General features: G+C 30.5%; 16 protein-coding genes. 7 read left to right on the top strand and 9 right to left on the bottom strand.

Annotated features, from left to right (window positions below; all coding sequences use genetic code 11):
• Positions 1–77 precede the first annotated feature (77 nt).
• Positions 78–356, top strand: a complete 279-nt coding sequence (locus BN38_RS06835) for a hypothetical protein (RefSeq protein WP_044566214.1) — start codon at positions 78–80, stop codon at positions 354–356.
• A gap of 115 nt (positions 357–471) precedes the next feature.
• Here BN38_RS06835 and BN38_RS06830 read toward each other — a convergent pair whose 3' ends face one another.
• Complete coding sequence (locus tag BN38_RS06830) at positions 472–741, bottom strand: hypothetical protein (RefSeq protein WP_044566213.1); 270 nt, start codon at positions 739–741, stop codon at positions 472–474.
• A 210-nt stretch (positions 742–951) separates the two neighbouring features.
• On the opposite strand from BN38_RS06830, the gene dut reads away from it, so the two are divergent.
• The 6 genes from dut to BN38_RS06800 all read left to right on the top strand — a co-directional run bounded on the left by dut (position 952) and on the right by BN38_RS06800 (position 8,591).
• Positions 952–1,383 carry a dUTP diphosphatase gene (gene dut / locus BN38_RS06825; RefSeq protein ID WP_044566212.1) on the top strand — a complete coding sequence of 144 codons (432 nt, stop codon included), beginning with the start codon at positions 952–954 and terminating at the stop codon, positions 1,381–1,383.
• Positions 1,383–1,916, top strand: a complete 534-nt coding sequence (locus tag BN38_RS06820; RefSeq protein ID WP_044566211.1) for a hypothetical protein — start codon at positions 1,383–1,385, stop codon at positions 1,914–1,916. Before dut ends, BN38_RS06820 begins: the two co-directional genes overlap by 1 nt.
• A 65-nt stretch (positions 1,917–1,981) precedes the next feature.
• Complete coding sequence (gene mutS, locus BN38_RS06815) at positions 1,982–4,594, top strand: DNA mismatch repair protein MutS (RefSeq protein ID WP_044566210.1); 2,613 nt, start codon at positions 1,982–1,984, stop codon at positions 4,592–4,594.
• The gene (mutL, locus tag BN38_RS06810) at positions 4,594–6,387 is read left to right on the top strand and encodes a DNA mismatch repair endonuclease MutL (RefSeq protein WP_044566209.1); all 1,794 of its coding nucleotides are present in this window, start codon (positions 4,594–4,596) and stop codon (positions 6,385–6,387) included. Before mutS ends, mutL begins: the two co-directional genes overlap by 1 nt.
• The gene (gene miaA, locus BN38_RS06805; protein ID WP_044566208.1) at positions 6,377–7,324 is read left to right on the top strand and encodes a tRNA (adenosine(37)-N6)-dimethylallyltransferase MiaA; all 948 of its coding nucleotides are present in this window, start codon (positions 6,377–6,379) and stop codon (positions 7,322–7,324) included. Before mutL ends, miaA begins: the two co-directional genes overlap by 11 nt.
• Positions 7,314–8,591, top strand: a complete 1,278-nt coding sequence (locus tag BN38_RS06800) for a methionine gamma-lyase family protein (RefSeq protein ID WP_044566207.1) — start codon at positions 7,314–7,316, stop codon at positions 8,589–8,591. Before miaA ends, BN38_RS06800 begins: the two co-directional genes overlap by 11 nt.
• An 18-nt stretch (positions 8,592–8,609) precedes the next feature.
• Here the strand turns inward: BN38_RS06800 and BN38_RS06795 are convergent, their stop codons facing one another.
• The 8 genes from BN38_RS06795 to priA all read right to left on the bottom strand — a co-directional run bounded on the left by BN38_RS06795 (position 8,610) and on the right by priA (position 20,286).
• Positions 8,610–9,590: a tyrosine recombinase XerC gene (locus tag BN38_RS06795; protein WP_044566206.1), complete on the bottom strand. Its 981-nt coding sequence runs from the start codon at positions 9,588–9,590 to the stop codon at positions 8,610–8,612.
• A gap of 194 nt (positions 9,591–9,784) precedes the next feature.
• Positions 9,785–11,326, bottom strand: a complete 1,542-nt coding sequence (gene rny / locus BN38_RS06790; RefSeq protein ID WP_044566205.1) for a ribonuclease Y — start codon at positions 11,324–11,326, stop codon at positions 9,785–9,787.
• A gap of 100 nt (positions 11,327–11,426) precedes the next feature.
• Positions 11,427–13,175: an ABC transporter ATP-binding protein gene (locus BN38_RS06785; protein WP_044566204.1), complete on the bottom strand. Its 1,749-nt coding sequence runs from the start codon at positions 13,173–13,175 to the stop codon at positions 11,427–11,429.
• Complete coding sequence (locus tag BN38_RS06780) at positions 13,168–14,901, bottom strand: ABC transporter ATP-binding protein (protein ID WP_044566203.1); 1,734 nt, start codon at positions 14,899–14,901, stop codon at positions 13,168–13,170. The genes BN38_RS06785 and BN38_RS06780 overlap by 8 nt, the downstream gene beginning before the upstream one ends.
• Before the next feature lie 81 nt (positions 14,902–14,982).
• Positions 14,983–15,651: a translation elongation factor Ts gene (gene tsf, locus BN38_RS06775; RefSeq protein ID WP_044566202.1), complete on the bottom strand. Its 669-nt coding sequence runs from the start codon at positions 15,649–15,651 to the stop codon at positions 14,983–14,985.
• A gap of 10 nt (positions 15,652–15,661) precedes the next feature.
• Complete coding sequence (rpsB, locus tag BN38_RS06770; protein ID WP_044566201.1) at positions 15,662–16,465, bottom strand: 30S ribosomal protein S2; 804 nt, start codon at positions 16,463–16,465, stop codon at positions 15,662–15,664.
• Positions 16,466–16,605: 140 nt separating this feature from the next.
• Entirely contained in the window at positions 16,606–17,922 is a 1,317-nt protein-coding gene (ftsY, locus tag BN38_RS06765; RefSeq protein ID WP_044566200.1) for a signal recognition particle-docking protein FtsY, read from the bottom strand.
• A gap of 9 nt (positions 17,923–17,931) precedes the next feature.
• Entirely contained in the window at positions 17,932–20,286 is a 2,355-nt protein-coding gene (gene priA, locus BN38_RS06760; protein WP_326544532.1) for a primosomal protein N', read from the bottom strand.

The raw sequence follows: 20,286 nt of genomic DNA, 5'->3' as shown, positions 1-20,286 counted from the left end.
TTTTAGAAAAAAAATAATAAATTTTAAATTACCTTTATTTGGGTATAAAATATAGTGGAATAGAAAAGGAGTTAAAAATGACAGATAAAAAAGAAAATGAAAAAATTATCAATCCTGAAACTGGAAAAGAAGAAGAAACTAGTCAATTTGAAGGCGATGTATCTTTAGAAAATAAAGTTAAATCAAGTGATCAAAGCCTAAATTTCGAAGATCCTGATGTCAAATATACTACTGATACAGAGTATAGAAACACTACAATCGATGAAGCAGGACAAGTATCTGGTCCAAGTGCTGAAGGAAGAAGAACAAGAGTTGATGAACTTTCAGAAAATCCATCAGAAGAAAGTGATAATTAATAAACCAATATAAGTTAAATATCTACCAAGCCTTGTAAAAATCGCAATGCTTGGTTTTTTGTTATAAAAAACCTCCAAATCATAAGTGAAATGGAGGCTATGTAAGTATTATAAACTATTTATCTTTAGAAGGATTTTCTGACAAATCATCTTCACGAGTTCTTCTGCTTTCTACACCAACGTTTGAGATTTGATCTGCTTCATCAACTTCTGTTTTAAGTTCTTCTTGATCTGGAGAATATTTTTTATCTATATCATCTCCGCCTTTTGTTGTTTCTGATGCACGAGTTTTTTTGTCAAGCTCATCGTTACCTTCGTATTGGCTAGAACAGCAAACTTCGCCTGTTTTTGGATCAATTACTTTATCTTTTTTCTTATCTGTCATAATTTACTCCCTTTTTTTATGTACATTATTATCTTAAATATAATTATAATACACTTAGATTTTTATTGCAATATCTTTAACAATTTATACAAATTTAATTAAGATTTTACCTATTAATATATTACAAATAGTATCATTTAAAATATTTTTATATTCCTTTGTAATTATAGGTAAAAATTGGTATATTATTGTGTAGTGAAGGTGATAAAAATGAATAAAATATTAAAAATTATGACAGATGGACAAATCCCATCTTATCAAACATCGGGTTCTTGTGGCATAGACTTATATTGTTCAAATGATGAAGATATAATAATTGAGCCAGGAGATATGAAAAAAATTAATACAGATCTTAGAGTACAGATTCCTCAAGGCTTTTTTGGAGCAGTGTATCCCAGATCTTCAACTGGTGTTAAAAGGCAGCTAATGCTAGCAAATACTGTTGGAGTTATAGATTCAGACTATAGAGGGGAAATTATGATCTTTATGTATAATTATGGTAAAGATACCCAAGTTATTAAAAATGGAGATAGGATAGCTCAATTAGTAATTCAACCTTATGAGAGATGTGAATTAGTTCAAGTAGAAAGTTTAGATGAAACGGATAGAGGTGAAAGTGGTTTTGGTTCCACTGGCAATTAATGAATAATAATTTTTCAAAAGTTTTTAAAAAGAATAAGTATCGTATATTTCTAATATTAGCCATAATTTTTATTCTTAGCATAGCGTTTATTGTCTTTAAAAAAGTAAGTAGTGAAAACGAAATAGCAAAATATGATAATGAGATATTGATAGTTAAAGGCAATGGAGACCAGCTTGATTCTTTAACCTTAAAAGAATTAAGATCAATGGGGAGCCAAAAGCTTGATATAAGCATTAATAATGGACTCGAGACTACTCCAGTGGAAGGTATCTCTATAGAACAAATTATTGGAAAACTTGACTACAATCTAAAAGATAGTGGTGTTATGGTAATAGAAGATGATGAAGGAAACTCAACAAGGGTAGCTATGTCTGATGTATTAGAGCCAGGAAGAATATATCTGGTATATAGGATTGATGGCAAACCAATTTATGATATAAATCCAGGCTATGGTAAAATGATAATAATAGATACAGCAACAAATTCATCAGCAAAATGGATAACAAATGTTAAGACTCTAGATATAAAGTAATAAGACATAGCTTTATAGTGAGTCTTTTTATTATGGTATAATATGAGTAAAGATAGGGGATAGCTATGAGGGATAATTTTAAATATGAAAAACTAACACCAATGTTGAAACATTACGTAGATGTAAAAAATTCTTTTAAAGATGCATTGCTCTTATATAGGGTAGGAGATTTTTTTGAGTCTTTTTTTGACGATGCCATTATTATTAGCAAAACATTGGGGCTTACCCTAACAGGCAAAGAATGTGGACATGAAAATAAAGCTCCTATGTGTGGAGTTCCCCACCATGTAATTGATAACTATGTGGGTAAACTTGTAAAAAAAGGCTACAAAGTTGCTTTATGTGATCAGGTAGAAGATCCTAAAGAGGCCAAGGGACTCGTTAAAAGAGCTATAACTAGAGTTGTAACTCCAGGAACAATTACAGATATAGATGCTCTTGATAATAGAGAAAATAATTATTTACTATCAATTTTCCAAAATGATTTCGGCTTAGGACTTACATATTGTGACATATCTACAGGTCAACTAACGAGTTTTGAAATAAAAGGTTCAAAAGATTTAATAGCAAAAAGAACAATTGATCAAATAGAAAAAATCAATCCTTCAGAAATAATAATAAATAGTAATTTTAATTTAAAAGATGTTTTAATATATTTAAAACAAGATTCAGATGTATTTTTAAACTATATAGACGATGATAATAATTACAGCAAGATTAGCGAAAAGATTATCGAATATTTATCTATAGATAACTTTAATAAAATTGAGAATATGCGTCTTAGCCTTGTTTCTACAGCAAACTTACTTGACTATATTTATAAATTTTATGACGATAAACTCATCCATATCAATAATATAGAAATTTTAGAAATAAATGATTTTCTAGAACTAGAGGCAAATACAAGGAAAAACCTAGAATTACACAGAAATCTTAATAATAATGGCAAAGAAGATACTGTACTAAATATTATTGATAAGTGTGATACAGTTATGGGCTCTAGGCTCATAAATCAATGGTTAGAAAGGCCTCTAATTGATAAGGAAAAGATAGACAGAAGACTTGATATAGTTGAATATTTTACCAATAATCCAATAGAGTCGCAAAATATTTCTAACTTTCTAAAAAATGTTATGGATTTAGAACGATTAATTGGGAAAATATCTTACAAGAGAGCCAATGCTAGAGATTTTATATCACTTAAAAACTCTATCGAGGATATTCCTAGATTAAAATCTTATCTAGAAGATTCAGATGATGAAATGATTAGAAATCTTGGTATTAACCTACCTGATGTATTAGACATATATAAATTATTGGAAAAATCTATAGTGAATGATCCTCCTATTTCTATAACAGAAGGTGGAATAATAAAAGAAGGATATTCTAATGAACTTGATGATTTAAAAATATCCTCAGAAGAAGCACTAACAAAACTTACAAAATATGAAAGTGAAGAGCGAGGAAAAACTGGCATTAAAAATTATAAAATAATTTTTAACAAAAATAACGGTTACTCTATAGAAATTACAAAAAGTAATTTAGACAAAGTTCCAGAAACTTATATAAGAAAACAAACTTTAAAGAATCAGGAACGCTATACAACTGAAAAACTTGAAGAACTAAGCAGCTTAATTTTAAATGGCAAGGACCAAGTTAATGACATTGAATACCAATTATTTAACGAAATAAGGGATATCTTATTAGAAAAAACTTTAATGCTACAAGCTTTGGCAAAAATGATAGCTAATATCGATTGTCTTAACACCCTAGCTAGAGTTGCTAATTTCAATAATTATATAAGGCCAGTACTTAATAATGCCAACAAAATCATAATTAAGGATGGTAGACACCCTGTAATAGAAAGCAAACTTAAAGAAAATGAATTTATTGCTAATGATACAGATATAGGTGAAGATGATAATCTGATTCAAATAATCACTGGCCCTAACATGGCAGGCAAGTCTACTTATATGAGGCAGATGGCCATTATAATAATACTTGCTCAAATGGGATCCTTTGTACCTGCGAGCTATGCAGATATAGGCATTTGTGATAAGGTATTTTCTAGGATTGGAGCAAGCGATAATATATCCAAAGGCGAATCTACCTTTATGTTAGAAATGAATGAAGTTTCCAATATTTTGAAAAATGCAACTCCTAAGTCTTTTGTTATCTTAGATGAAGTTGGCAGAGGAACATCATCAGATGATGGATTAAGTATTGCTATGGCTCTAGTAAAATATATATCAAAAGTCAAGAAGTTTAAGACTGTATTTGCTACACACTTTCATGAGCTTACAATCCTTGAAAATGAGCTTGATAACGTTAAAAATCTAAAGATAGAAATATTAAATGAAAATGACAATCTGATATTCCTAAGAAAAATTTCACCAGGAAAATCCGACAGGTCTTATGGTATTGAAGTAGCAAAACTAAGTGGTCTTCCTGAAGAAATAATCGAAGATGCCAAAGTCTTTATGGATAAAATTTCTGATGATGATTATTTTGAAGTAAATAAAACTAAGAATATTGTAGATACCATAGATGATATAAATACTAAAAATATGGATGAAATTATTTCTATTACTAAAGATATTAATGTAAACGACCTAACACCTCTAGAAGCAATTAATAAGCTTAATTCCTTAGTAGAAAGGATAAATGGATTAGCGTAATGCCTATTAGAAAATTAGACCAATATACAATAGAACAAATAGCAGCAGGAGAGGTGATTGAATCACCTTTTTCTGTTGTAAAAGAACTAGTAGAGAATTCAATAGATGCTAAGGCAAAAAATATTACAGTTGAAATAAAAAATGGCGGAAAAACCTATATACGTGTTACTGATGACGGAAGTGGCATAGCTAAAGATGACCTAAAACTTGCCTTTGAAAAACATACCACTTCAAAAATTGTACATTTTGAAGATTTATATTATATTTACTCTCTAGGTTTTAGGGGTGAAGCCTTATCCACTATAGTCAGTGTCGCAAATGTGAGAGCCATTACAAAAACTTCTGATGCTAATATTGGTAGCAAAATAGAGTTTACAAATAACAAGATTAATGAATCTTCAATTGCGACAAATACTGGTACAAGTATAGAAGTATTAAATATATTTGCTAATCTACCTGCTAGATATAAATTTTTGAAATCTGATCTAGCCGAGTCAAACGCCATTACTAAATTGATGTATTCTTTGGCCTTAGGTTATAATAGCATAGGATTTAAGTATATAAAAGATGATAGATTAGAATTTAAAACATCAGCTAACGAATCACTTGAACTTAGAATTTATAATTTACTAGATGATAATCTAAAGGATGAACTGATAGAAATAGATGCAAGCAATGAAATCTATAGCATAAAAGGATTTATCTCAAGCTCAAACTATTACAGAGCATCTAGGTCACTCCAATATCTATATGTTAATAATAGACTTGTTGATAGTCCTTTAATCATTAATACAATTGAGAATGAATATAGAACTTATATTCCTAACGGGAGATTTCCGGCTTTATTTTTATTTATTAGCACCAATCCAAAGAATCTAGATATAAATGTTCATCCTAACAAAAGGACCATAAAGTTTATTTATGAAGATGACTTATTATCCTTGCTTAGGGAATGTACTTATAAATCTCTATCAGAAAATATGTATCCAAATAAGATTACTATTGATGAAAATAAGGATAATTCTTTATTAGATTTTAGTGATTATGCTAGTGTCTTAGAAAAATATCAAAATTCTTCTGTTGTAAAGGAAAATAAGTCTTCCTATGAAGAAAATAATTTTTTTGAAAATAAAGATAAAAAACTATACGAAGTTGATGAGAAAAAACTTGAGAGTCACGATAATTACAAACTGCCATCTAAGGATTTTGACGCCATCTCCTTTACTGAGGAAAAATCATATTCATATCTTACAAGCATGTTTTCAAGATATTCCTTATTTGCTTGCTCTAATGGCAATATTATTCTTGTAGATAATAGGAGGGCTGATGAAGCAATACTTTACAATAATTTTATAAAAGAGTTAGAAGATGGTGCTGTTAGTCAACAATTATTATTAGAGCCGATTGTAATTAATCTAAAAGCTAATGATAAATTGAAATTTATTGACAAAAGAGATGATCTATTGAGCTTGGGTTTTGATATTGACTTAATTGCCGAAGATAAAGTGCTAATTAGATCTATTCCTCAATTGTTTGATAATGATACTTATGGTAATTTCTTTTATGATTTGTTAGATCTGGATTTACAAGATAGGGGAGATATATTCTATAAAAATATAAGGAAATATATCAAGTCTAAATCATTTAGAAAAGGTAACAAGCTTGGGGAAATCGAAGCTAGAAAATATCTTGATGACCTATTAAATCTTGACAATCCATACAAAACTTATGATGGGAAAGCAATTATTATAGAATTGACTGACAAAGATTTGGAGAGATATTTTGAAAGATAAACTAATTATAATAACAGGACCTACTGCTAGTGGTAAAAGTGATATAGCAATAAATGTTGCCAAGGCTTTTAGTGGGCAAATAATATCTGCCGATAGCCAGCAAATTTATAAAGATATGAACATAGGAACAAATAAAATAGATCAAACTTACGGCATAAATCATCATTTAATTGATGTGATTGATCCAAATGAAAACTTCACTGTGGAAGATTTCTCATCAAAGGCAAGATTGTTGATTCATCAAATTAATGACGATGGACATATTCCAATACTTACCGGAGGTACTGGATTTTATATAGATTCTATTTTATTTGATATGAATTATGGGGCAACTCCTAGAGATTCTGATCTAAGAAATGAACTAGAATCAATCGCTGATAATAAAGGGAACTCATATTTATATGATAAACTTAAGAATATTGATCCCATAACAGCAGATAAATACCACGAAAACGAAAGAAATAGGATAATTAGGTCCCTTGAAATCTATGAACTAACAGGCAAAAAGCCTTCTGATGTAAGAAGCGGTGAAAAAGTATTAAATGAAAAAGTTGATCCAATTTTATTCTTCTTAAATTTTAAAGACAGATCTGAGCTTTATGAAAATATTAATAATAGAGTTATAGAAATGATTTCAGAAGGTTTAATAGAAGAATTTGTAAACGTAGTTAAAACCTATAAGCTAGATGAAAACTCCCAATCCATGGCAGCAATTGGTTATAAGGAAATCTTTCCTTTTATAAAAGAAGAAATAGATATTGATGAACTTATAGATTTGATACAAAAAAATACAAGACACTACGCAAAAAGACAAGTAACATGGATGAAAAGATACCTAAATTATAATTTTGCTCATGAAATTATTATGGATAATCTAAGTAAAAATGATGCTAGCGATATAATTATTAGTACAATTAAGGATACTTATGAATTTTAACGAAATATATAGTCATTATAATATAGATGACTCATTTGATGATATGATTGCCAAAGCCCAAATAAGCTTAAGTGAAGATTTTAATAAACTAGAAGAAATAGCCGAATTTAACCAACTTAAGGTATTGAAAGCATTCAATAAAAATAATCTTAATACTCAAGATTTTATAAGTGCAACTGGATACGGTTACGCTGATACTGGTAGGGAAAAGTTAGAAGAGATATATGCTGATATTTTTAAAGCTGAAGACGCTTTAGTAAGACCAAGCATTGTTGCAGGGACCCACGCCTTATCTTTGGTTCTATTTGCTTTATTAAACTACGGGGATAAAATGGTAGCAATAACTGATGATCCTTACGATACTATGCAACAAGTTATAGGGATTGTAGGTAATAAGAAAGGTAATTTAATCTCAAAAGGAATTTCTTATGAAAAACTGAGCCTAGATGAAAATAATCAAATTGATTATCAAAATATTCACAAAATTGTCGATAAAAATACTAAATTAGCACTAATTCAAAGATCTACTGGATATACTCAAAGACGCGCCTTTACAATAGAAGAAATTGAAAAAGCTATAATAGAAATTAGAAAAGCAAATCCTGAAACTATTATTTTTGTGGATAATTGTTATGGCGAGTTTACTGAAGATAAAGAGCCAATAGAGGTTGGTGCAGATATATTAGCTGGATCCTTGATTAAAAATCTTGGTGGCGGCATAGCTATAACTGGCGGTTATATTGTGGGTAAAAAAGATTTGATAGAGTACTGCTCAAATACCTTAACAGCACCAGGAATTGGCAAGGACGAAGGCTTAAGTTTTGGTACAACTAGATATGTCTTACAGGGCTTATATTTTGCGCCACAAATTGTTAAAGAAGCCATAAAAGTAGGAATGTTATTCGGAAAAGTATTTAACGAACTAGGTTATGAAGTTATCCCTAAAATCGGAGATCCTCAAAGCGATGTAGTTCAAGCGATAAAATTTGGAGATCCAGATAAGGTCATCACATTTTGTAAGGCTATACAAGAAGCTTCTACAGTTGATTCAAATTTAATTCCAGAACCATTTCCAATGCCAGGATATGAAGATCCTGTGATTATGGCTGCTGGTGGTTTTGTAGAAGGATCAACATCAGAACTTTCTGCAGATGGTCCACTAAGAAGTCCATATATTGCATATCTACAAGGTGGATTAAATTATTACCATGGAAAGCTCGCTCTAAAACTCGTTTTAAGCCGTTTTAAAAATCAAGGATACATATAGGTACCCTTGATTTTTTATCTAAAGGTCTAATTTTGAAAGCGGATTCTTATTTACAGCATCCTTAAGGTCTTCATCATCTAAGTGGGTGTAAATTTGAGTTGTTGAAATATTTGTATGTCCTAGTATATCTTTTAGAGCCCTTATATCTACATTGCCATACTTATACATCAAAGTTGCAGCTGTGTGCCTTAATTTGTGGGTAGAGTACAAGGAGGTATCAAATCCAGCCTTATTAAGGTATTTTTCTATGGTAGATTGGACAGCTCTATTAGAAATTCTTTTTTTTCTTGTAGATATGAAGAGAGCTTCTATATACATACCATCCAAATATTCATTTCTAATTTTTAAATAATGGTGAATTAATTTTAGAGCGTTTTCAGTTAAATAGATTGTCCTTTCTTTATTTCCTTTTCCAATTATTTTGAAATGATCATTTTCTATATCTGACACATTTATTGATACTAACTCAGATAATCGCATTCCAGTTGTAAGAAAAGTGAATATAATGGCTAAATCACGCGCCCTTAAAAAGTCATTTTTCTCAGTGTTAACTACAGATAATAATCTTTCTGTCTCATCTAAAGTGAGGTAGACGGGTTGTCTTTGGCTGATTTTGGGATTTCTAAGCTTTTCAGTTATATTCTCATCAATAACTTCAATCTCTTGGTATAGATACTTATAAAAAGACTTTATAGCTGAAATCTTCCTAGATCTAGTAGTAGGGTTGTCGTTTTTTTCATTATCTAGATATGATAGATAAGCATAAAAATCAGCTATAGTAAGACTAGATAAGAATTTGGCATCAATTATTTTTTTCATATCTTTATCTTTAAATTCTTTTTCAAATGAGCTTTGATCTCCATAATAAACTTTTCTTAGAATTTGATATTTGAAAAACACTTCTAAATCATATCCGTATTCTTTAATTGTATTGGGAGATAGACCTCGAATTGATTTTAAGAAATTTAAATAGTCTATAAGTAGTATTGGTTGATTCATAAATTGCTCCAAATAGCATAAATTATAGTTTTCATAATATTATTGTACTGATATTTTATATATTTACAATTATTGCACAAAATTATTATTTTGTGCAATAATTTATATTTACAAGCCTCTCTCTTTTTTTCACTTTTATAGCAATTAAAAACTGCCACCAAATAATGGCAGTTTGTCATAATTACTTTTAATAATTATCTTGCATATTCTATCGCATTTGATTCTCTAAGAACATTTACTTTTATTTCTCCTGGATATTCTAATTCATCTTCAATTCTTTTTGCAATCTCTCTAGCAACTACAATCATTTCATCATCTGTTATTTTTTCTGGTTTAACCATTATTCTAAGTTCTCTACCAGCTTGTAAAGCAAATGATTTTTCAATTCCTTGATATGAATTAGCTATCTCTTCAAGAGATTCTAATCTTCTAATATAATTTTCTAAGCATTCTCGTCTAGCACCAGGTCTGGCAGCAGATATCGTATCCGCCGTTTGAACTAATATAGATTCTACACAATTTGGCTCAACTTCACCATGGTGTGATTGGATAGCATTTATAACATACTTGTTTTCACCATATCTGGTTGCTGCATCTACACCTAGTTCTATATGAGTTCCTGCTACTTCTTGATCTATAGATTTACCTATGTCATGTAGAAGTCCGCCACGTCTTGCTGTTTGCGCGTCTGCACCAATTTCTTCAGCAAGCATTCCTGCAAGATTAGCTACTTCAACTGAGTGCTTCATAACATTTTGACCATAGCTGGTTCTAAACTTCATCTTACCAACCATTCTAATAAGTTGTGGATGTAGGTTATGAACTCCTGCAGCTTCAGCAGCTTCTTCACCATCTTCTATGATTCTTTGTTCAACTTCTTCTTCAGCTTTTTGAAGTGTTTCTTCAATTCTTGACGGGTTTATACGGCCATCTTGAATCAATCTTTCTAGTGCTACTTTTGCAATTTCACGTCTAACTGGTTCAAAGGATGATATAACTACCGCTTCAGGTGTATCATCTATTATTAAGTCAACTCCTGATAATTGTTCGAAGGCCCTAATATTTCTACCTTCACGTCCGATAATTCTACCTTTCATCTCATCATTGGGAAGAGACACTACTGATACAGTATTTTCAGCTACTTGTTCTGCAGCATATCTTTGTATAGTAGTCGCAAGTATTTCTGTTGCAATTTTTTTGCTTTCAGATTTTATTCGTTCTTCACTTTCTTTGATTAGTTTTGCTGTTTCGTGAATTGTTTCGTTTTTGACATTTTCTAGTATAATTTCTTTAGCTTCGTTGTTTGTGAGACCTGCGATATTTTGCAATTCTAACTGTTGTTGTTCAATCAGTTTATCAATGCTGTCTTCTTTTTGTTTTAACCTCTTCTGATCGCTAGAGATCTGATCAGCCTTTTTGTCAATCAATAAAGCTCTATTGTCAAGACTTTCCTCTTTTTTAAACAAACGTGATTCTTTTTTATCTAATTCATTAGAACGTTTGTTTAACTTCCTATCATTTTCTAATTTGATTTTAGATATTTCATCTTTTGCTTCTTTAAGAGTTTCACGTCTTAAAGTTTCTGCTTGTTTATTAGCATCTTCGATGATTTGGCGACTTAAGGCATCTGCAGCGCCTATCTTTTTTTCACTAGTTACTTTATGATATATGAAGCCTAAAATAAAAGCTAACAATACGAAGGCGACAGTAATGATTATAACAACTGGATTATCCATTTATTATCACCTCCTATAAAATTTTACTTGGAATTTACATTCCTTTATAATTATACCATAAAATGATTTTTATTAGCAAAATAAATAGCCTCTAATAAAATTAGAGACTATAATTTTCTTTCATTTGCTTGTTATACATTTCTTTATAATAGCCAGAAGATGTCATAAGTTTGTTGTGATCTCCCATTTCTACGATTCTTCCATGAGATAATACAATTATATTATCTACATCCTTAATAGTAGAAAGTCTATGAGCTATTATAAAAGTTGTTCTATTTTCTTTTAACTTTTCAATACCTTGCTGAATTATAGCTTCTGTCTCAGTATCTATATTACTAGTAGCTTCATCAAGAATTAATATTTTAGGATTTCTTATATAGGCTCTTGCAAAACTTATAAGTTGTTTCTCTCCTTGGGATAAGTTTGATCCACCTTCCATAACTTGAGTGTGGATTCCTTTATTTATTAACCTATCTCCCCCTACTGCCCTAAGGGCACCTTTAATTTCTTTGTCGCTATATTCATATCCTAAAGATATATTTTCGCTAATATCCCCTTTAAATAGGAAGGCATCTTGAAGTACTACAGCCATATCACGTCTTAGATCATCTCTATTGACCTTTGATATATCCTTATCCCCTATTGTGATTTTACCAGATTGGGGAGAGTAGAAATTTAATAATAGGTTAATTAATGTCGATTTACCAGAACCAGTTTGACCAACAAAAGCTACTGATTCACCTGCATTGACATCAAATGAGATTCCTTTTATAACTTCTTCGCCTTCTGTGTAAGAGAATCTCACATCATCAAATGTTATTTTTTGGTTGATATCGTCAATTGTATCAAATAATTCTTCCTGGCTTTCCAACTTTAATATTTCAAAAATATGGCTGGCACTAGCCATTGATTCATTCACTTCTCCAACTCTCATTATTATAAATCTTATTTCATTAAACAATCTAGATGTGTATTCAAAAATCACATATAAACCACCAATGCTTACTGAGTAATAATCAGTGATTTGACCTAAACCAAAATAAACCAAAATTATTAATGATGCCAAGTAAGAAACTATATCCATTGCTCTATAACCTGAATAGGACCTTATTTTGGCAAGTTCACTAGATAATGAGAATATATGATTATTAGTCTCATCGAATTTATCTTTTATATAATCCTCCTTATTAAATACTTGGATAACTTCCATATTTTGTATATACTCATTAATCTGAGCATTAATTTCAGATGTATTTTTCCTAATCTCTCCAGTATATTTTCGCGTGTAAGAAGTGTAGGACTTATAGATTATATATATGATAGGAGCTAAAGGTATTAACATTAAACCAGCAATTGGGTTTGTAATAAATATTGTAATCCCAAGCCCCACAGCAAGAATCATAGATGTTGTAATATCTGTTATTATTAGCTTAAAAAGCATTTTTACTTTATTAGTATCATTAGTAATTCTAGATGATATTTTTCCTGCTGGTAGGTTATCAAAATAGGCTATTGGAAAAGAATTGACCTTATTATATACATCATTTTGCATTTGATAAGCTATATCATTTGATGCAATTTGAAAAGTAATAAAAGCTCTATTTAAAAATAGGCTAGCAATCATATTAACTAAAAAATACAGTATCAAATATTTGATTATATTTGCAAAATCAGCACTTGTTATACCTTTTTTCAAAAGATTATTTATAATGTAACCTATAATTAGTGGTGATAGTAGTTGCAATATTGTATTTAAAAGCGAAAGCACGAAACCTTTGATAAAGGACGTTTTTTCATTTAAGGCATAATTTTTAAGCAAATTTCTTACTTGTTTATCTGTATTAGTCATTATTACCTCCACTTATCTGTTTAATATATTGGTCTTTATACCAAGTCTCTCTACTCATCAATTCATCGTGATTTCCAGAATCAACTATTTTACCATCTTCTAGAATAATTATATTATCACAATGTTGAACCTGGCTTATCCTGTGGGCAATAATTATTGTCGTTTTATCTTTCCTACTAGTTGATAGGTTTTTTATGATATTCTGTTCTGTATTTGCGTCTACTGCGCTCATAGCATCATCAAGTATCAATATATCTGGATCTTTCAAAACAGCTCTTGCTATAGCAAGTCTTTGTTTTTGACCGCCAGATAGGGATACACCTTTCTCGCCAGTTAGTGTATCTAGACCATCAGAAAACTCTTTTATATCTTTTGTAAAGTCAGCAATAGCAATAGCTTCATCTATTTCTTCATCACTAGCATCGAGCTTGGAAAATCTGATATTATTTTTCAAAGTGTCAGAAAATATCATATGTTCTTGTGGAACATATCCTATTTTATCTTTGAAAGATTTTGATGAAATCTCACTAAAACTTTCATCTGAAATAATAATAGATTCTTTATCAACCTTATATATATCAAGTAGTTGCCTAATCAGAGTGGTTTTCCCAGATCCAGTTTTACCTATAATACCTAAAGAACTTCCTTGGTCAATCATTAAATTTATATCTTTTAAGACTTTCTCATTATTTGATGGGTAAGTAAAATTATGGTCTATAAAACTAATTGAAGGATTGTTATCTACATTTTCTAAACTTTCAGAATTAGGTATTTCTTCCTTATAATTTAATACTTCCATTATCCTATCCATTGCTGCATTTGCCTGCTGGTTTAAATTCATAAATTCACCAAAGGCAAACATTGGCCAGATAAGCATGTTTAGATAATAAGTGAAAGATACTACTTGACCCACACTTAAATCTCCTTTAGAAATCAATACTGATCCATAACCAATCGAAATTATATAAGCTAAGGTAACAGTAAGTCTTTCTGATGGCTCCATCCATGATTGAAGCCTAGCTAAGTCAATACTTTTATCAGCTAGTTCCCTTGCAGACTCCTTAAAATTATTGTATCTAGCATCGCCAATATTAAAAACTCTAACAATTCTTATGCCTTCAACATCTTCTAAAACTCTATTAGTTAAGTCATCAAAGCTTTCGTTAACAGCTTTTGATCTTATATACCACTTACCTACAAGTTTTGAATAAGCAATCAAAAAAACAAGCATAGGTAGTATTGATAAAATTGTCAATCTAAAGTCAATAGTAGTTACCATCATGAGTAAAATAAATATAGGAAAAACTAAAGCGTCAAAAAAGGCCAATATTCCAAAACCAGCAAACATTGCCACCTGGCCTACATCTTGGGTAGATTTACTCATTAATGATCCAGTAGAATTTTGTTCAAAAAATCTTTGAGATTGTTTCAAAAACTTACTCATAAGTTTATCTCTAGTAACATATTCCATCAACGACGATGATTTAAAAATATTATAAGACCATGCAATAGCTGTTACATATTTTAAAATAACCATTATTAATGCTATTACTATCATTTTTATGAAGGTGTCCATTGTAAGTGTTCCTAGATAAACCATATCTATTAACTTACCTGTTAAATAAGGTAAAAATAGAGAAATTATATCAGTAATAATAAGAGAAATTGATCCTATAATATAATTTCTTTTAGAGTATTTCAGGAACCATTTGAAATTTTTAAACATATATACTCCATATTTAAATAAGCTTTTATTTAAAAAGTGCCACCTAAAAATATAGGTGACACTTTAATAATTTTAAAATTATTATGCGTTCATTTGTGAAGCTACTTCAGCTGCAAAATCTTCTTCTTTCTTTTCAAGACCTTCGCCTACTTCAAATCTAGCGAATCTTCTAATTTTGATGTTTTCACCAACCTTGCTAGCTGTATCTCTTAGATATTGTTCAACTGTTTGGTCAGGATTTTTGATATAAGCTTGGTCTAATAGGCAAACTTCTGAGAAGTATTTTTTAAGTCTTCCTTCAACCTTCTTCTCAGCAATCATTTTCTTTTTATCTTCTGGCATATTTTCATTTGCTTCATTGATTGCTTGGTTTGTTAGGATTTCTCTTTGTTCAGCTATATCTTTCTCATCTGCATCTGCCTCTGAAATGTATAGTGGATTTGATGCTGCAACGTGCATTGCAATATCACGAGCAAAGTCTTTAACTGTATCTGTATTAGCTGAGAAATCAGTTTCTGTGTTGATTTCTACAATAACACCTATTTTATTATTGTGAATATATGAACCGATAACACCTTCAGCTGCAATACGTCCAGCTTTTTTATCAAGTGTAGCTTGTCCTTTTTCCTTTAATAGTTTAACTGCTGCGTCGATATCACCATCAGTCTCTTGTAGAGCTTTTTTGCAGTCCATCATTCCTGCACCAGTCATTTCTCTTAATTCTTTTACTAAGCTTGCACTTATAGCCATCTTATACTCCTTAATTTTCTTCGCTTTCTTCTTCGTTTTGGTCAACAACTTCTAAATCTTCATCAGAATTTTCTTCTGTTAGATCTTCATCTACTTGGTCTTCAACATCTTCTTCTTGTGGAGCAAATTCACTTCCTTGGTTTGCTTCGATAACTGCATCTGCCATTACTGATGTGATAAGTTTTACAGCACGAATTGCATCATCATTTCCAGGGATAGGTAAATCAACTTCATCTGGGTCACAGTTTGTATCAACAATTGCTACAACTGGGATACCAAGTATTCTTGCTTCATGAACAGCTATTGCTTCTTCACCTGGGTCAACTACAAATAGAACATCTGGTAGTTTTGTCATTTCTTTGATACCGCCAAGGTTCTTTTCTAGTTTGTCCATTTCTTTTTGGTATTGTAGTACTTCTTTTTTTGGTAGAAGATCGAATGTTCCGTCTTCTTCCATTTGTTCATATCTTTTTAGTTTGTCAATGCTTTTTCTAATTGTTTTAAAGTTGGTTAACATACCACCTAACCATCTGTTAGATACGTAATATTGACCAGATCTTTTTGCTTCTTGCTCAATAGCATCTTGTGCTTGTTTTTTTGTTCCTACAAATAAAACTTCACCATCGTCAGCAACAATATCTCTAATCATTGCATATGCTTCATCAAGTTGAGTAGAAGTTTTTTGTAAATCTACTATATAGATTCCATTTCTTTCTGTGAAGATGAATCTAGACATTTTAGGATTCCATCTTCTAGTTTGGTGTCCAAAGTGTACACCAGCTTCTAGTAATTTTTTCATTGAAACTACTGCCATATATTTTTCCTCCGTTTTCTTCTTCCATCCCCTTCTTATAGATACTTAACCATTATCTGGCAACGAAGTACCTATCCAGGAATGTGTATATTTTTGTAGTACTGTAATATTTTACTATAGACTTGTTAAAATTTCAATAGCTAAAACAAAGCATCGACAAAAGTTTTTGAATCAAATTTTTCTAGGTTATCAATGCCCTCACCAAGGCCAATATATTTTACTGGTACGTTGAGTTCATATTGTAATGGGAATATAATTCCACCCTTTGCAGTTCCATCTAGTTTGGTCAATATTAGTCCTGTAATATCTGTAACATTTTTGAATTCTCTTAATTGGCTTACAGCATTTTGTCCAGTTGTGGCATCTAATACTAGGATATTTTCCCTAGTTGCTTTTCCTGCGTGGCTATCAATAGTTTTATTAATTTTCTCAAGCTCTTTCATCAAGTTTTTCTTGTTGTGAAGTCTACCAGCTGTGTCACAAATTAATACATCAACATTTTTATTTTTTGCCGATTGTATAGCGTCAAATATAACTGCAGAAGGGTCTGCACCTTCCTGGTGAGCAATCATTTCTACATCTGCCCTATCTGCCCACTCCCCAAGTTGTTCAATGGCAGCTGCCCTAAAGGTATCGGCAGCTGCTAGCATAACAGCCTTGCCTTCGTTTTTGAGATTATAGGCAAGCTTACCAATAGTAGTAGTTTTACCGACACCATTTACTCCAATCACTAATATTATAGCTAGGTCATTATCATTCATATTTAAATCATTGTTTAGATTATCTCTATCCAAGTGTCTGACCATTATTTCTTCAAGCAGTGGATATATTTGGTCTGAATCTTTAATCTTTCTTTCTTTTATTTCATAGCGAAGACTATCAACTATAGCAAGAGTTGTGTCCATACCTATATCGGCTGAAATAAGTATCTCTTCTAATTCTTCAAATAATTCATCGTCAATCTTTACATTTGCAGTAAATAGATTTTTAACTTGAGATGAAAACTGGTCTCGAGTTTTTACTAATCCATTCCTAATGCGGTCAAAAAAACCTACTTTTTTAACTTTGCTATCATTATTCTCAAATTCTGGATTAGCTTCGTCAATTTCTTCTTCTAACAATACATGAGTTTCTTCTTCATTTGATGTTTCTTGGTTATCTATTTCATCAAAATTATTATAAAAATGATTTTCGCTAGTATTTTCACTTAGTTTTTCTTCATCAAAAGACTTGATATCATCATTATCAACGTTATTAGTTTCCATATCAGTTGATATAGATCCAGCTTCAAATACTAATGTCTCATTATCTTCATGACTATCTAGCTTAAACTCTTTGTTAGAATCATCATCTATATCATTTTCTTCAATTTCATTTTCTAAGGCTAAATTCTCGCCTTCTTTTTTTAGCTCATCAGTCTTCTCTTTATCTTTTTTTCTTCTAAAAAAATCAAACATATACACTCCTTAATTAATAATGCTAGGGTTTAGGGCTGGGATAAAACTTGTATCCTTATAGTTATTTATAAATTTATTTCGCAAATGATTAATTGCATCTATAGTTACTTTGAGATCATCATCAAAGACTTTTACAATGATATTATACCTATGTTTGTTGTTAATTCTTGAAATCTTACAAGGGTTGGGTCCTATAATTTCAATAGATTCATTAGCAAATAATTTCTTTTTTAAGCATTCAACAAATTCTTTAGAAATATTAGCACACTTAGATCTTGATACATTTATAATTTTTACGGTAATAATATTTTTGAAAGGTGGATATGAAAAAGCTTCTCTTTCAATAATTTCGTTTTTATAAAAACTCTCATAATCATTGTTTTTTACAGCTTGAATGACAAAATTATCTGGTCTGTATGTTTGAATTATAACTCTTCCATCTTTTTTGTCTCTCCCTGCCCTGCCAGCAACTTGAGTTAATAGTTGAAAGGTATTTTCTTGAGCCTTAAAATCTCCAACATTTAAAGACAAGTCTGCAGATATTATGCCAACTAGGGTGACATTTTTAAAGTCCAATCCTTTGGCAATCATCTGAGTCCCGAGCAATATGTCAATCTGATTATTTTTCATAGCTGAATACATCATATCATAAGAATTCTTCTGATTGGCAACCATACTATCCATCCTAAGAACTCTTGCTTGTGGAAATAACTCTCTTACCTCTTCCTCTAGTTTTTCGGTTCCTGCACCAAATTCTTTAATTTTTTTGGAATGACAAACAGGACAAACCTTTGGTTGATTTGCAGTTCGTCCACAATAGTGGCAAACAAGTTTATCAACCTTTTTATGATAAGTCATAGCTACATCACAAGCTTCACATTTTACAACATAACCACAAGACCTACAAAATGTAAAAGAATCGTGTCCTATTTTATTTAAAAACAAAATGGTTTGTTCTTTATTCTTTAAGTTTCTCTCAATCTCTTCTCTAAGCCTTATGCTAATAATTGAGTAATTTGATCTTTTTAATTCTTCTTTCAAATCTACTATTTCGATAGAAGGAGGCCTATTGTTGACTCTGTTTTTTAAGTGTATCAACTTGTATGTGCCTTCGTCCACCTTATTCATTGTTTTTATTGACGGTGTTGCTGTTGCTAAGATAAGATTACAATTATTGTAAGATGACCTAAACCTAGCTATCTCATCTGTATGATATTTTGGGTCTTTAGATGATATATACGACTGATCATGTTCTTCATCGATTATTATTACCCCTAAGTTTTTGAAAGGAGCAAATATTGCCGATCTTGCTCCTATTGCTATTTTAACCTCTCCATTATTAATCATTCTCCATTGGTCAAATCTTTCCTTAGGAGTTAATTTAGAGTGAATAATAGCAATTTTTTCATCAAATCTACCCTTAAATCTTTCAATGGTTTGGGGAGTAAGTGAAATTTCAGGAACTAAAATTATTGCTTCTTTGCCATCTTTTATTACTTTCTCTACAACTTGGAGGAAAATTTCTGTCTTACCAGATCCTGTAACTCCATACAATAAAAAGTCAGATGAAGGATTATCAACTATATTATCATAAGCTCTTTGTTGTTCATCATTTAAGATAAATTTGTCATATTTTTTATATTCTTTTGTTAGTTCTTTTTTTGATTCGATATAATAATATTCGACAACATTTTTTTCCACCAATGAATTTAAACTAGATTTACTAGACTTTGTTTTCATCAGTATTTCTTTAACACTTGATGATCCATTTTCTTTCAAAAATTCTATTATTTCCTTTTGCTTAATCGCATTGCCACTAATATTAATATTTGAATTGTCTACTAATTTAACATACTGGTCATATGATATCTTTTGAGTTTTTTTAATATCATAGGAAACTAAAATCTTCTCATCATCAAGTAAAGAGATAATATCATCTTTTACATCCCCAAATTCCCCTACTATCTCTTCCATTGTTTTTGGTTTTCTTAAAAACTTTGAAAATTCTCCAATATCTTCGCCCTTAGATTGATAAAAGGTCTTAATATTCTTAATTTCAGTAGGTGGCATCACCTGACTTAATGAAGCTTGTATGGGTGACATATATTTTTGGGACATAAAAAAAGCTAAATCAATTAGCTCTTTTGATATAAGAGGTTTTTGGTCAATAATTTCTAATATATCTTTAGTCTCAAAATCTAGCTTTACATCATTTAAAATTTCATAAACAAAAGCAACGCTAGTTTTATTCCCTTTACCAAAAGGAACTAAAACTCTCATTGCTATGTCTATTTTTTTATTAAATTTTTCTGGGATACGATAAGTAAAAGGTCTGTTTAAAAACCTACTTTTACTATCGATTAT

Source organism: Anaerococcus provencensis, assembly GCF_000312365.2.
Lineage (GTDB): Bacteria > Bacillota > Clostridia > Tissierellales > Peptoniphilaceae > Anaerococcus > Anaerococcus provencensis.
The sequence above is the reverse complement of the archived record's forward strand: the minus strand, read 5'-3'. Positions and strand labels throughout refer to the sequence as shown.

Excerpts from the sequence above, each read along its gene's own strand:
- BN38_RS06835 (WP_044566214.1), top strand. The coding sequence starts at position 78 with ATGACAGATAAAAAAGAAAATGAAAAAATTATCAATCCTGAAACTGGA.
- BN38_RS06830 (WP_044566213.1), bottom strand. The coding sequence starts at position 741 with ATGACAGATAAGAAAAAAGATAAAGTAATTGATCCAAAAACAGGCGAA.
- dut (WP_044566212.1), top strand. The coding sequence starts at position 952 with ATGAATAAAATATTAAAAATTATGACAGATGGACAAATCCCATCTTAT.
- BN38_RS06820 (WP_044566211.1), top strand. The coding sequence starts at position 1,383 with ATGAATAATAATTTTTCAAAAGTTTTTAAAAAGAATAAGTATCGTATA.
- mutS (WP_044566210.1), top strand. The coding sequence starts at position 1,982 with ATGAGGGATAATTTTAAATATGAAAAACTAACACCAATGTTGAAACAT.
- mutL (WP_044566209.1), top strand. The coding sequence starts at position 4,594 with ATGCCTATTAGAAAATTAGACCAATATACAATAGAACAAATAGCAGCA.
- BN38_RS06800 (WP_044566207.1), top strand. The coding sequence starts at position 7,314 with ATGAATTTTAACGAAATATATAGTCATTATAATATAGATGACTCATTT.
- BN38_RS06795 (WP_044566206.1), bottom strand. The coding sequence starts at position 9,590 with ATGAATCAACCAATACTACTTATAGACTATTTAAATTTCTTAAAATCA.
- rny (WP_044566205.1), bottom strand. The coding sequence starts at position 11,326 with ATGGATAATCCAGTTGTTATAATCATTACTGTCGCCTTCGTATTGTTA.
- BN38_RS06785 (WP_044566204.1), bottom strand. The coding sequence starts at position 13,175 with ATGACTAATACAGATAAACAAGTAAGAAATTTGCTTAAAAATTATGCC.
- BN38_RS06780 (WP_044566203.1), bottom strand. The coding sequence starts at position 14,901 with ATGTTTAAAAATTTCAAATGGTTCCTGAAATACTCTAAAAGAAATTAT.
- tsf (WP_044566202.1), bottom strand. The coding sequence starts at position 15,651 with ATGGCTATAAGTGCAAGCTTAGTAAAAGAATTAAGAGAAATGACTGGT.
- rpsB (WP_044566201.1), bottom strand. The coding sequence starts at position 16,465 with ATGGCAGTAGTTTCAATGAAAAAATTACTAGAAGCTGGTGTACACTTT.
- ftsY (WP_044566200.1), bottom strand. The coding sequence starts at position 17,922 with ATGTTTGATTTTTTTAGAAGAAAAAAAGATAAAGAGAAGACTGATGAG.